Genomic DNA, 14335 nt, shown 5'->3' on the forward strand with positions numbered 1-14335 from the left:
GTACGTTGGGTCTATAGTTAAAATTCTCGTTAAGGTTAAATCCAGGTCCAACCTATTGAAATACTTGAGCTATAAAATGATTCAATCGATTACTAGTGTTAATTTTGCATCGTTCAAAGCTGGCATTGAGTTCTTCTGCTACAGCACTTAGTAATGCATCAGAAACTCTGACAGAGTCAGTCCAGATTTTTCGTAGCATCTCTTTTGTAATTTTTGATTCACGGATAAATGATCCCAAAAACATTACCGGATGCATATGCCATAAAGACGAACCCAGTTTTAATTTACTGGCATCCTGCATCCACACCATCTTATCAAGATAGCTTTCACAGTATTCTCTCCACTCGGGTGCATCGCTCGTCAGTTTGTTTAAAAAAGACTGCCAAATCGGCGTTTCTTTTTTGTGATACCACTCACTGGAGTGTTTCACGATCATCTTATTCTTCACGTCGCGATAAGATGGGTTATGAATGGCACTCAGGTATTCTTGGGATGAATAGGGACTGACACTACTGTCAATCCGGTTCAACAAACGCTGATAGTTATACGGAGTATCTCAGAGGATTTGTTGCTTTTCGGCGCGCAGCTGTTAGTATACGGCAAAAACTAATATGCTTCCTTTTGAGCATCCGCTTATGTTTTCACCTGACTCAGCTTCAGAATAACTTCATCCTCCGTAGTTATCTCTTTGCTGACCATCATTTTTATTTTCAGGTCTTTCGAGATCATTTAGGGGATTTTTTCTTCATAACGATTTTATCAGGCACTGACATATTTGCCTCTACAAATGGTTTTTTATCTTTAATGTAATAAATTAAATCATCATTTTTAATAATTAGGGATGCTTTCCCTGTTCCACCAAACGTGCTATCAAAAGACACCTGAGCTTTCCCATTAGTTACTGTACCCCTGATATTGTCATCATCATCTTGTTCAGAACAATCAATCCGATTCCCATTATTTGTAATAAAACAATATTTGCCTGAAATGTGATTTCCTGTTTCGGTCAAATCAATAGTGAACGTGCTTGTCTTACTCTCACTTTCCCAGTGACCACCAAAGCAAGCCATAGAGCCGAACGAAATGAATAACAATGCAAATAAGTATTTTTTCATAGCACCACCTGTAAACAATCATCAACTCGATTTAGCCACCCTTTAAGAAACTTAACCTGAGCATTTGGCTTTCCATTCGTTACGGTTAAGGAGCGATAGTATTCATTCCTTATTTCTGCAATTCTATTTAATAACAGTTCTTGAACGTCAATGTTATTAATACAATGGATCATATTATCATCCATTTTGTTACTGACACTTAATTTTGAATCGTATTCATTATGCAAGCACTTCCTTATTTGTTTGATTGCCAATCCGGATGTTATCGTCCAATCATATATCATTAGTGCTATTTTTGTACTTTCTAATTTGCAGAAACCTTTAGGATTCCAGTAGTGGTTATAATAAATCGTTTCAGCTTGTGACTTTGTCATGGATTTTAGAGTCGCTGAAGTAGCCTCTATTCCTAAATCTTGTGGTGCAAAAGCCCGCCAAGTATCAAGAGTTATACCCATATTAGTTTCGCCACCTTTATCATCAGGATCATTTACGTAGCCCCCTCATGACGAAGAATTACACCGGATACTTTTGAGAAAAGAACTTTGCAACGATCTTTACTTTTACTACTTAAAGCACCAAGAAACTCCACCGGATGCATATGCCACAAAGATGATCCCAGTTTTAATTTACTGGCATCCTGTATCCACACCATCTTATCAAGATAGTCTTCACAGTATTCTCTCCACTCGGGTGCATCGCTCGTCAGTTTGTTTAAAAAAGACTGCCAAATCGGCGTTTCTTTTTTGTGATACCACTCACTGGGGTGTTTCACGATCATCTTATTCTTCACGTCGCGATAAGATGGGTTATGGATGGCACTCAGGTATTCTTGGGATGAATAGGGGCTGACACTACTGTCAATCCGGTTCAATAAGCGCTGATAGTTATACGGAACGACACGATGGGTTAAGCGCGTATCAAGAAGGGATGCATGTAAAATCCTGTCAAGAATACTGCGAACCAGACCCTCAGGTGAGGTTGTACCATCAAGGTGATCAAAGCTCGGTGCCTCGTCAACTGTGGTGGTAAATCCCAGCTTTTCGAGATCGTATTGCGACAGTGTTTCAGCGGATTTGTTGCTTTTCGGCACGTAACCGTTCGCATACGGCAAAAACCAATATTCCTGCTTCTCTGTATCCTGCTCCGTTTTCACCTGACTCAGTTTAAGGATTGCTTCGACCTGCGTAACCCTGCCATTACTGACCATTGTCTTTGTGTTCAGGTCTTTCGAGAACAACGGCAGGCCTGACGGGCATTTCAGGTACAGCGGTGAGCTCTCCCAGACCTTCTCAGGATTTTTCAGGAAAGTCGGCAAGTTGTCATCTGCACTCAGGCATTCAATATGAACCTGATAGCGAGCAGTGTAACCACCCTCTTTCGGTACCTGGAAATAACCCAAATGCCCGACGCTATCACTGGCATTGATTGGGTACGGTGTAGGGCAGACTACGGTGTCAAACTGCATCGGCTCTGCGTAAGGCGGTAACAGATGCGACCACCAAGACGGGCGAACAGCTGCACCTGATGTCGGGACAAGGTTATCTCTGTCCGTCAGGATCCAGTACTGTTGTCCTTCCACCAGACGGGTCTTCGTACCTTTGGCTTTCGCTGTATCGGATAGCCCTCTAAACGTGGCCAAACCATAGCGACGTGCCTTAGGCCCTGTCGCGCTACGGCTTGAATCAGAAGCATCCCATTCAATCTGTGAACCTTTCGGGATGGTGTCTATACGATACGTGTTTCTGTTCTCGGCGTTAGCATCAGGAGTCCACTCACGGCGAAATACAGGTAGCTTGTCATTCACACTCCAATGTGTGTCATTTTCACTGGAGGCGTAAGCGGAGTAAGGCGCCAAATGCATGTACAGCGTATAAAAATGCAGGCCGTTCTCTTTAATCTCGCCGGGCTGAATGTAGTGTCGCACCAGAACAAAGGAGCCCGAGACATTCAAAGGCCCCGTCTCCCAGGAAACCTTCAAGTAATCACGGCAGATCCGATATGCCACCACTTCCCCGTCCGCCATACAGCGAACGCTCTGCTCTCCCTTGTAGGGTACAGGAAAATCCAACAGTTCGGAAACTGCCTTACCACTCAGAGCACACCACGGAGTTGTAGCACTCGTTATATGAATTCCCCCGTGCCACATGCCGTTGCTTCCCACCATGTACCAGCCGGTCGCTTCACCTTCTAGATGAGACATCACATCCTCTTGGGAGGTAAAGTCACTACCGCGGTTGGATGGTACAGGCCAGCTGAATTTTGGTAATACCGACATGTCTGTCCCCTCAGTTGCTCAGTGATTTACTAATGACGCGTTTAATTTCGGCTATCTCAGTGCTGTTAAAATCGGGTGCGGAGAATGGCAGGTCAGCACCACTGCCCGGTACCAGATATTCCCCCACCTTCATGGTCAGGTCACCTTTCGAGCCATGCTCAATACCGCTGTCACTGAGCTTCAGGTAAGAGCCACCGCCATTCACTGTCAGCGCTTTGGGCGTGCTGATAACAATTTCATCATCGGTACTGGTGATGGTCATCGCGTTTTGCGCGCTCATGTCCAGTGTATTGTGGCGGGAATGCATTTCCACATCTCCGAGGTTGGCGATCATCCGCGCACCCGCCTTGTGTGCGAACAGCCCCAGCTCATTCTCAGCGCTCATGGAGATGTTTTTCATCGCCCCCATGTCGAGATGCTTACCGGCCGTCAGCATCGTGTTCTGCGTACTGGTGAGCTGCAGGTGCTCTCCTGACGTCAAGGCAATCCCCTGTGGAGCCGACGCCAGCAGAACTGCGGCCTGTAAATCCGCAATACGCGCATCGAGATCAGCCCGCAGCTGCTCAATGACACTGAGTCGGTCACCATGATGGTTACTGCCGGCGGCGATATCTTCCAGCAGCGCCTGCTCTTCCAGTGCCAGTGCGGTCAGCTGTGCTTTCAGGCGTACAATTTGTTCAGGCACCGTATCGAGGCTCATACGTACGCGGGCACTTGCGGTGTCCAGCAGGTCAACGGCCTTATCCGGCAACTGGCGGCCCGTCAGATAACGGCGCGACAGCGTGACTGCAGCGCGTACGGCATCATCGGTGATGTGAACATTGTGGTGCTCGGCGTAACGGGATTTTAGGCCCCTGAGCATCAGGCAGGCCGTCTCGTCGTCAGGCTCATCGACTTTCACCATCTGGAAGCGGCGCTCAAGCGCAGCGTCACGTTCAAAGTATTGTTTGTATTCGCTCCAGGTGGTAGCAGCGATAGTACGCAGTTCACCTCGAGCGAGTGCGGGTTTCAACAGGTTGGCCGCATCAGCACCGCCGGCCTGATTACCCGCACCAATGATGGTGTGGGCTTCATCGATAAACAGTAAAATCGGCACAGGTGACTGTTGAACAGCATCAATCACGTTCTTTAGACGCTGTTCAAACTCACCTTTCACGCCCGCCCCCGCCTGTAACAGGCCAAGGTCAAGGGTATGCAGAATCACAGGTTTGAGGGACTCCGGTACATTACCTTCAGCAATACGAAGCGCCAGCCCTTCCACTAGGGCGGTCTTACCAACACCCGGCTCACCGACTAAGATCGGGTTGTTTTTACGACGACGGGAGAGAATATCCACCATCTGGCGGATTTCCGTATCACGGCCAAACACCGGATCGATGTTGCCTTCCCTCGCTTTCTCGGTAACGTCGAGCGTGAACTTGTCCAGGGCGTTCTGCAGCGCCGGATTCAGTTCACCCTCTTTAACGTCTGCATTCACTGGATAGCCGACAAAATCAACTTCGCCACCGTGGCTTTGCGCCAGTTCAGCTTCCTGCTGCACCTCCGGACGCTCGTCAGACTGTGAATCCAGCAGTGGACGCAAGCGTTCAAGCTGGCTTTGGCCGAGCGTCAGTAATGGCCACAGGCCGTCGCAACGCGCCAGTTTTGGCTTATCCACCAGAGCCATTAGCAGATGCACACTGCGGATATGCTCTTCGCTATTCAGTGAGGCAATCAGCCACGCTTCCTGAAGTAGGGTCTGGAGACTGTCCGACAGCTGCGGACGGTGGCGTACTGAGCGCGGCTGCCTGTTCAGCCAGCCCAGCAAATCCTGCCAGATGGTGTCCATATCCCACTCGTAGCGACGGGCCAGCACGGTAAGGTCACCCTCTCCCTGCTCCAGCAGTTTCAACAGCCAGTGCTCCGGCAGAATTTCTGCATGGGCGCGGGTCTGACACAGAGACGCAGCCCCTTCCATAGCGCGGGCGCAGTAAGGGTTGAGACGTCGAAGAAGGATTGCCGGGTTTTCCATGTTTGCTTGCTCACTGTTGAGGACCATTCAGGCACGCTACCGCCCCTGGCCGTTACCGAGGCCCATAAGGTCTGTTTCCGAAATGTGATGTTTTTGCTCAACGCCCGCACAAGCAGACGCTCGGCATAAACAAAAAAAACGGACAGAGAAGCTCTGTCCGCTCGTGACTTACGCGGTGGCGCGTTCGTTCCAAGAATCAGAATGAATGATGTTGCCGTCTTTGTAAGTCCAGGTGATTTTTTCGTAACGCAGTTCAACGCGCTCTAGGTGGTTATGCTTCTCTTTGGAAGGATCCTTGATGTCGTACATTTCAGGATTCACTTTCACCACCTTCACATTTTCAAGTTTGGTGTTGAAGTACTCGACTTCCTGACCTGCATCATTGATTTTGTACCACTTGAATTCTGCAGACTTAAGGGTCTGACCGGTGGTTACAGCCTTGTACAGGTACGGGCTGGACGAATCGATTTCCTTGGTGAACAGGAACGGGGTGTGGATACGGGTACCCGTCAGTTTGCCAGTATTGTTATCGGTCGGGATGTACAGGTTATGTTCCTGAGCCACCACTTCGATGCTGCCGTCACGATCCTGAACGTCCACAGACCCTTTGATGTCTGCGCCGCCGTCGTCTTTCAGCCAAAGATAAACAGGAATTGCCATGGAATTACTCTCCGTTGTGTTGTAAAGCGTCATCATCCTGCGATGATGCTGAGGTTTTGCCCGGTATCTGGCAGGCATCCGCCTGTGGTACCAGACTGATTTCGACACGGCGGTTCTGCGCACGGCCTTCCGGCGTGTCATTGGTTGCGATAGGGCGGCTTTCGCCATAGCCCTGTACTGCAAAACAGCTTTCCGGCACGTCGCCGGTATCCCGCATCCAGTCACGTACCGCTTCGGCCCGCTTGAGGGACAGCGTCTGGTTTAATACCGAATTACCGGTGTTGTCGGTGTGCCCACTGACGACAATCAGCCAGCCTGGTTTCGCTTTGATGCCGACCAGTGAATTCACCAGCATTTTGGTGGAGCCCGCTTTCAGCACAAACTTGCCGGAGTCGAACAGCGACATGCTGTCGAGGCGAATAATTCTTGGGATCGGTTTAGGATTTGGCTTCAGCTTAGGTGGTGGTGGTGGCGGGACGTAAGTATCAATGGCCTGCTGAACCGCGAGCCACAGACGATCACCCGGATATAACGCCAGACCATAACGTTGTGGTACGCCCTGACGCTGCCAACGCTCCAGCAACAGCGCATCCTGCTGCAGTGCATGAAGTGCCTGTGCTTTTGGGTCATAGTGGTTCATCGGGATAGCCTGCCAGCGCTGAAGGTCGGCGCTGACCTTATGGATAAGCGCCTGGTTATGTCGCACAGATAGCGCGATGGCACCAAGCGCGCACAACAGCAACATCAACACCACCCGACGCCCGGTTTTACCGCCCTGCAACGGGGTGGTATAGGGTGCCAGTAGCGGGAGTACGGGATCGGCGAAGTGCCAGCGACGTTCATACGCGCTGACGCGATCAGACGGGGAGATACGGGTCTGGCGAAACAGCCATTGTGGCCACAGAGCCGTCGCGCAGCTCCGGATATGACCAAAGCGCAGGGTGACGGCAAAAGGACGGATTGGTGGACACAGACGGTCGGGTTTTCCCAGTTCATCCAGCACTATCTTATGCAGCATCGCATTGGCTTCTGTGAGCAACGGCTGTACCGTGGCAGTCTGCGCTGAGCGCTGCCACTCACAGAGGGAGATAGCAGACTCATCGTCGCGGCACACAAGGGCCGAGTCTCCCCGCACCACAATCCATGGCGTCTCCGGGCCACTGAACTCAGCATTCAGCACCATCGGTACGTTATAGCCTGTCAGTCGACTGAGTTGTTTCATCTGCAGACGCACGGCCTTCAGGGAGGCACGCATCAGCGCTTCATCTTCATGTCGGTCCGGCAGACAGCGGAACATCACGCAGAGCTGCCCGGCCATTGTGGGGGTAGCGCACCACCGGCACGCAGCGATCCAAAGTACACCGCCTGCAGCGGTGCCGAACGCCAAGCCTTTTGCCCTGAATCGTCATAGTCAAAGACACTGATAAACCAATAAGAGTGACTATTTATTCTAGCGCCCTCATTCACGTCGTTACATAAACGAACAGCGACCGAAAGCAGTCCCCATGCTTTACCAGTGAACATGACATGGTTAGAAGTATTTATCAGAATTGAAAATATCAAATAGATACCTATTTCTAGGGAGTGTAGAAACATAAGCAACGCTGAAGGAAACGAAAAAATGTAACATAAAATTTCAATCCTCAGAGATTGAAAAATAAGATCAATGATATTGATATATAATAATTTTCCAGCAAATAACCTTGCAATCATTATGGGGTAAGGCGTGAGATAATGTGCAGCCTATTTTACCAATGAGGGAATTCAATGAAATTTCACTTAAAAAGTGAAAAATCCTAATTTTTGTCTTGGATCAAAATTGTGATGTAGCGCTCAACTAATAAATAGATACATAATTAGCGCACTATTAATTTGTGACTGCTATTTTTTGACTTACTGAAATTGGCATCATAGAAGATGCTAAGATATTGTTGCAGAGAAGATTTTATGCTTTATGCCGCAAAAGTGACATTTCTATATGGTGATAGATTACAGCGCAGATAATCAGTGTGATAAACGCTTTATCTAAGCTTTGCCATCCGCCATTGGTACTGCCGTAACTCGGCGTGCTTGCGTAAAATCTTCGTTGAATCTCTGGTCCCTTTCGCTGGCTATAGGCCGCAATCCCCAGAGGATCTGCAGAATTTACTGCACCAACTGGGACTAATCGCCGATGGCGAGACCAAGAAGCGAGCTGCGACAACAACGAGTATCCTAACCTGCGCAGAGTAGTTCAGGCGTCTGAACCAGTACAAACTCTAACGCCACATGTTGGGATCGATGAGTGGGCATGGTATCGTGGTCATCGATATGGCGCGTTGATCGTCAACCTTGATACTCATCGCCCTCTGGTACTTCTTCTAGGGCGCGAACAACACTTCTTGACCGCCTAGTCCAGAAAATATCCGGAAATACAGGTTGTCTCACGCGATCACAGTGGCATTTATGTGATGGCCGCACGTGATGGTGCGCCGCAAGCCTGACAGGTCACCGATCGTTGGCACCTCCTGAAGAATATTGGAGATTCATGAGAGCGGATGATGCACAGGCATATGCCGCTGATAAGGAAGGTTGCCACTGAACTGTCGCCCAAGAAAAATGCACCTGAAGTTCAATCAGCAATCTAACCGGTACTTCTCCATCCGGATCGGATCAAGCAACAGAGGCGTGAAAAGCGGCTTCAACGTTGGGCAGAAGTGAACTCCCTTCATAAAAATGGGTGAGGGATCAGGGAAATATTTCTTATAATCGGGGTATCGCGGATAGCTGCTCGCCGATGGATACAGTCGGTTACGTTCCCTGAGATGTCAATCAGGCCACTGATGCCCAGCCTTCTTGATTCATGGCGCGTTTGGTTGGAACAACAACAGGAAAAGGTTAGCCATAATGCCAGCCAGATATTGCGGGATATGGTGGCAGTGAAATAACGGTCAAAGGTGCCATTACCAAATGGCGGAAAGGGGTGAAGGAGCCGCTTCTGCTTCGCTTCGTCTTCCCTCTTCCTCAAGAGTCAGCCGCTGGTTGATGCCATGGAGAATAATCAGAGGGGAGGAAAACTACGCATCACTGTTTATCGGGTTGATGCAAGAAAAAGAGCCTCAGTTGAAAATGGCGCAGCAGCTTCTCGACTTTTACAGAATACTGAAAACGAAAAATAAAACATTGTTAAATTCGTGGTTCATCAATGTAGGCGAAAGCGGGTTGATTGACCTCCAACGTGTTGCCGCAGGAATGGAATCTGACGCAGCCGCAATAGTTGAAGCTATCTGTTCCAGTTGGAGTAACGGCGTTGTTGAGGGGCATGTAAACCGACTGAACATGTTGAAACACCATATATATTGCTGTGCTGGGTTCGAGTTGCTCAGGCGGCGAGTGATGAATCCTTTTGCATGATCGGATCCACCCAAGTTGCGAAAGACCCACTTTTAAACCGTTGTTGACACTCAGTGAAGGTAAAATACCCGTGGCCCACTTAAGGAAACAGAGATGAGGACAGTATTAAAAAACAGCCTAGATACATCACAGAACCACATATATTCATGAAATAACGGCTAAATATCAATGTATCAATAAATATATTACCTGCGAGATTCTGCTATGCGTTTCTTAACCCATTCCTCTATTTCACTTTGCATCCAGCGAGAGCTTCGCCCCATTTTAATGGGTTTTGGGAACAAGCCCTCTTGAATTAATTTATAGAACCATTTATCCGACAAACCTGTAAATGTGGTGATAAATGCCATATCTACCATTTTGTCATTCAATAAACCAGTGGTACTGCTTGTGTTTGTCATCGTGATTTTTCTCTGTCTTAAAGGAAATGAAAGACAGGAGCGTTAGAATGAATGATTTATTCGGTTCCGACACTCCGCCATAACATTCCCTCGCCAGTTGAAAAATACTTGTCACTCAATCAGAATTGACTGCAACCGAAGTTACGTAGGCCGTCTGAGTTATCTTTACTGAAATTCTTGGCCAGATAGTTAACGCGGTGAGTCACATTTGATAGCTGATGCTCAAAGTCTTTATGATTTCTACTCAGGTGATAACAGCCATTAGCGGGAAACTCTACCAGAGCATAATATTGCTCATGATTTGGCGCGGTACTAAGCCCCAACGACCTTACCCAAGCCTCCATAATCATCACAGCTAGATTATGGGGATAGTTTCCATTCCTGCGGGAATAACTCCCTGGATAAGCATATGCTTCACGGTTCAAGAGCAGTGCCACGTGATAATGTTTTTTTCCACACGCATTAAACTCTCTTACCCAGATAATACGAACGCGACAGTCATGGACCCGTTTACCTGATTTTCGTTTCCGAAGTTGGTCAGCAACAATCTGAGCCCTCAGTGAAATGGTAAACCGGGTAATTACTGAGGCATCTGCGTTATATAATTTATCGTCAATGTCAGGCAGGCGGAGGTCAATCCGCAATACCATTGTTCGTGGATATTCATCCAGACATCCCTTAATGGCATCCTGAATACGTCTGACGTATTTTTTATTAAGTGAACCGTAGTTGTCAGTATTGATGTGCATGTTAGTTCCACCTTGTGGTTATTGCGTTTGTTTAATAAAACAAGTGAATGCACTAATAAATTACTCACAGGCTTGCTAATGAGTTATCAGCAGAGAGGCAGACAGGACAGGACAGGACAGGACAGAATAGTAATATGAATATAGTAATTTATGTACGCCCCCCTTATTTGGCAAAAGATAATTGCTGCCAAAACATCAGTTTGCTATCCTTGTTTTTATACCATCCATGTTTGGTATATTATAACTTTGCCACTTGAAGTAATGCGCCAAGATATTTCCATCGCAATATCTACGACATGAAAAAAAAGAGATTGATACATTTACAACACAATAATAGCTTACTGGCATCAATGCATTTACCATACAAATTACTCGCAATAAGAAATAAAAGCAGTTAGGTGATATCCAGTATAACTCCAGCACTACTGCACCATTAAATTACTACATGAATGACTCACATAACACTGGTTAACTATATTAATATATTACCAACCCGACAAATGCATTAGATCACAAACAATTAAAGCTATAGAAGAAAATGGACTTGGATAATGTCATTTTTCATAAAATAACTCATGATTTTCACTCTCAAATTAGTTGTCTTTTACATATAATTGTGCGTAGGAGAAAAACGGTAATTTAAGCTTATTATTGCCTCAATACCTTTCTCTGGCTTACCTCAATACTACTTCCACTAAATTAAATTCAAAAATCTTACATGCCGCCATGACTGTCAGCATAACAGATAAGCCTATATCCAAATGTTATCTATTGAACCACGCGAAAATAAGCCTGCTGCCTTTACAGATTGCGTCGTATTTTTTACTCAATAACGCGCAACAGCAACCATATCAGACGCTTTATTTACACAGGTCGAGGATAGTGTTTAAGGCGTACAGAGAACAATTTTGGGGATGTGTCATAATTGTGTTTCTAGCCATTGTCTGACTTCATGTTTACGCTAGCACGCACCGCCTCTCAGGGGGATAGGGTTGGTAACACAGGACCAGCAATGTCAGCCGATTTAGAATCATACTACATACCCCACCATTACTATCACTTCTCTAGTAACGAATTACGCTTCCCTCTGACCTTGTACTAATAGCAACTCGCTATTCCACGATTATGCTGACAGACGTCAGCAAAGGGTTACCCCCTCTCGCTCCTTGCTGTACCGAACGCGTTAGGAATGCCATGGCATAACCAATTGTTTTTGATTGCAATAAAAAGTACCTTACACTATATTTCTCATATGCAATCTCCCCTTAGCTGAAGTCATGAGCAGGGTATCCTGAAGTCTAGGTACACTAATTTTAATTATCTTAACAACACAGTTTAGGCGTACAAAATGGCCTTTAAACGCTCAGTTTCAACCTATTTTACAAACCCAAAATGCTTCACAGACTTTGATGCATTAGCAACAGGCCGTGGTGTGACGCATTCTAAATTCATCATGAATCTGATAGAGAAGGCTTTGTACAATGGCATGAACTCACATCCACGCCCCTCATTTCTCGAGAAGGATGCGTTCGCACCTGCATTCACCAAACACACTCGCCTGATATTGACACAAAAACACTCACACTTTATTTTTGAACTGCAAGATAAGGACAAAATCGAAGTTAAAAAACGCATCTTCGAAAGGGTAGACTTAGGAATTAGAGATGCATTAATTTATCAAATCACTACAATGAAATTTCCCCAAAATTATAAAAAAAACATAGCTATCGTGATGCTCAAACAGGGGTTAGATATTAGTTACAGTTTAAAGCAGGGTGAAAGTGGGAGCTCATGGGTAACGTGTAATTTTTCTTGCGACGTAAGTTTTTTCGAGCTAACAGATGCGATATGGTATCAATGCGGTGGCCGTTATGACCTGACAAAAGTGAAATATCATAAGTATAATGACATACAAAAAAACCCTGATGCAAAACAACAATTTTCTCTTTTTAAAGAATTACAGCCCTCACCCGACAAAGTCGGCGTTTTTCTTATACCCATTATTCCATCAGAAGCAAAATACCCACCCGTGATTAATGAAGAAATATTTTCCTTTAATGATATTAGGGAGTGTGTATCTTCGGATAAACCTCAAGGGATTTACCTCTACATGACTGGCGTTAATATATACAGCAATGCGGAAAGAGTGAAATTCAGTCAGATTTATATTGTGGATAAGGGGGTAAATATAAGCACTCGAACACGGATAAAGACATTAAACAAGAATTGGAGAAAATAAGATAAAGTTATTTCCATATAGTTTATTTCACTCCGGGCTCATTAAAAAATTAATACTAACTCCGCCAGCCTCGAGAATTTAAATGCATAAAAGTCAATTTATTCACGAAAAAATTTTAGCCAAATAAAATCTATGTGAGAATAAAAATAAATTTTATCAATTGCTCATCAAGGCTATTGAGGATGATTTACTCACTGATAATTATTAATACTAATATCAATGACCAACTAACATCGGGGCACAGATAATCATGACGAAAGCGATCTCAATTTTCATATTCCAGCATGTAATTATATCCTGAAAAATCCCAGTTAGTTCTTATTAATGAGTTGATGAAAAACAGCATTAATTAAAAAAAGATACATTTTTCAATCTATCTAGAATAATATATAAAAACTTTCAGACCTATATTACCCCTGTGAAAACGGTAGTAGATATGCTGCTATTTTTTTATTTCACTCATGGAGGTAATGTGTCCGATAAAACCGAGCAGGGTCTTGATGCCCTAAAACAACAACTCTTCCTTCTTCCCAGTGCACTGTCACATGCCTTGCTGGAGCGCATCAGGCAGACCTTACATTACGAACCGATGATTGGCATTATGGGCAAAACGGGAGCGGGCAAAAGCTCGCTCTGTAATGCCCTCTTTCAGCAACCCCTGAGTCCGGTCAGTGACACCGAAGGCTGCACCCGGGAACCGTTATGTTTCACACTTGATATGGGGGGGCGACGAATGACGCTGGTCGATTTGCCCGGTGCCGGAGAATCACTGGATTATGATCGTGAGTATCAACAACTCTATCAGGCGCAATTGCCGAAGCTGGACCTCATTCTCTGGGTCATGAAGGCTGATGATCGGGCCTGTGCTAGCGATGAAATGTTTCATCGATTCCTGCTCAAATGTGGCGTTTCCCCGGGCAGCATTGTCTTTGTCATCAACCAGGCGGACAAAGCAGAACCGTCTCTGGAGTGGGACCGACAAGCCTGTCGCCCCTCCATCAGCCAGTTGCTGACGCTCACCGCCAGAAGCGCAGCCGTCTCACGCCAGTTCTCCACCCCCTATCCCGTTCATGCGGTATCGGCACACACGGGCTACAACCTGAATAGTCTGGTTGAAACACTGATATTCGCCCTGCCACCGGAGGCCAGCAGCGGTGTATTTCGTCAGGTCAGGGAAGAGCACAGAACCGCGGAGGCCGAATGTACTGCCCGTCAGGATTTCGGCGAGCTTCTGGACGAGCTGTTCAGCTGCGTAGTGGATGCCATCCCGCTACCAAAGATTATCCGAGAAGGCCTGGGAGCTATACGCGACGGCATCGTAGAGGCAGCGACTTCGCTATGGCACTGGTTTTTTTAAGAACGCAGAGATAGCTATTGCGTATCCCGGTAGGCGATTTGGAAAAAGGCATGTACCACAACATCTTTCTGACCCAGTCAATCACCCGGCGGGTCTCCTGGATGACAGGAAGTGTCCACTCATTTACTCTTTTCT

The 14335-nt window shown here is 46.4% G+C and carries 11 protein-coding genes and 2 pseudogenes; 3 read left to right on the top strand and 10 right to left on the bottom strand.

From position 1 onward, the window contains the following. Positions 1-52 precede the first annotated feature (52 nt). From AB3Y96_RS15610 to AB3Y96_RS15645, 8 genes and pseudogenes are all read right to left on the bottom strand, one after another. Positions 53-436: a hypothetical protein gene (locus AB3Y96_RS15610; RefSeq protein WP_072310601.1), complete on the bottom strand. Its 384-nt coding sequence runs from the start codon at positions 434-436 to the stop codon at positions 53-55. Between the two features lie 289 nt (positions 437-725). Further along, entirely contained in the window at positions 726-1115 is a 390-nt protein-coding gene (locus AB3Y96_RS15615; RefSeq protein ID WP_367299639.1) for a hypothetical protein, read from the bottom strand. Continuing rightward, positions 1112-1570, bottom strand: a complete 459-nt coding sequence (locus AB3Y96_RS15620; protein WP_072310603.1) for a glycosyl hydrolase 108 family protein — start codon at positions 1568-1570, stop codon at positions 1112-1114. Before AB3Y96_RS15620 ends, AB3Y96_RS15615 begins: the two co-directional genes overlap by 4 nt. A 32-nt stretch (positions 1571-1602) precedes the next feature. Then, complete coding sequence (locus AB3Y96_RS15625; protein ID WP_367299640.1) at positions 1603-3390, bottom strand: hypothetical protein; 1788 nt, start codon at positions 3388-3390, stop codon at positions 1603-1605. A gap of 10 nt (positions 3391-3400) precedes the next feature. Further along, positions 3401-5401, bottom strand: coding sequence for a DUF2345 domain-containing protein (locus AB3Y96_RS15630; RefSeq protein ID WP_367299641.1), 2001 nt, complete (start codon positions 5399-5401; stop codon positions 3401-3403). A gap of 168 nt (positions 5402-5569) precedes the next feature. Further along, positions 5570-6061: a type VI secretion system effector Hcp gene (gene hcp, locus AB3Y96_RS15635; RefSeq protein WP_039339792.1), complete on the bottom strand. Its 492-nt coding sequence runs from the start codon at positions 6059-6061 to the stop codon at positions 5570-5572. Between the two features lie 4 nt (positions 6062-6065). Beyond that, entirely contained in the window at positions 6066-7379 is a 1314-nt protein-coding gene (locus AB3Y96_RS15640) for an OmpA family protein (RefSeq protein WP_367299642.1), read from the bottom strand. A gap of 8 nt (positions 7380-7387) precedes the next feature. Beyond that, positions 7388-7465, bottom strand: a pseudogene (locus AB3Y96_RS15645) (DotU family type IV/VI secretion system protein); the annotation flags it as partial. 612 nt (positions 7466-8077) lie between these two features. On the opposite strand from AB3Y96_RS15645, the pseudogene AB3Y96_RS15650 reads away from it, so the two are divergent. After that, positions 8078-9454 (top strand): annotated as a pseudogene (locus AB3Y96_RS15650) (ISL3 family transposase); the annotation flags it as partial. A 185-nt stretch (positions 9455-9639) separates the two neighbouring features. Here the strand turns inward: AB3Y96_RS15650 and AB3Y96_RS15655 are convergent. Beyond that, entirely contained in the window at positions 9640-9855 is a 216-nt protein-coding gene (locus AB3Y96_RS15655; protein WP_072309845.1) for an AlpA family transcriptional regulator, read from the bottom strand. Between the two features lie 119 nt (positions 9856-9974). Further along, positions 9975-10604: an inovirus Gp2 family protein gene (locus AB3Y96_RS15660; protein ID WP_168780320.1), complete on the bottom strand. Its 630-nt coding sequence runs from the start codon at positions 10602-10604 to the stop codon at positions 9975-9977. 1348 nt (positions 10605-11952) lie between these two features. On the opposite strand from AB3Y96_RS15660, the gene AB3Y96_RS15665 reads away from it, so the two are divergent. Both AB3Y96_RS15665 and AB3Y96_RS15670 read left to right on the top strand, forming a co-directional pair. Beyond that, positions 11953-12843, top strand: a complete 891-nt coding sequence (locus AB3Y96_RS15665; protein ID WP_367299643.1) for a hypothetical protein — start codon at positions 11953-11955, stop codon at positions 12841-12843. A gap of 472 nt (positions 12844-13315) precedes the next feature. Further along, a complete protein-coding gene (locus tag AB3Y96_RS15670) occupies positions 13316-14200 on the top strand; it encodes a GTPase (RefSeq protein ID WP_168780240.1) in 885 nt (294 codons plus the stop codon). The last annotated feature ends 135 nt before the right edge of the window (positions 14201-14335 follow it).

Source organism: Hafnia alvei, from assembly GCF_964063325.1.
Classification (GTDB): domain Bacteria; phylum Pseudomonadota; class Gammaproteobacteria; order Enterobacterales; family Enterobacteriaceae; genus Hafnia; species Hafnia alvei_B.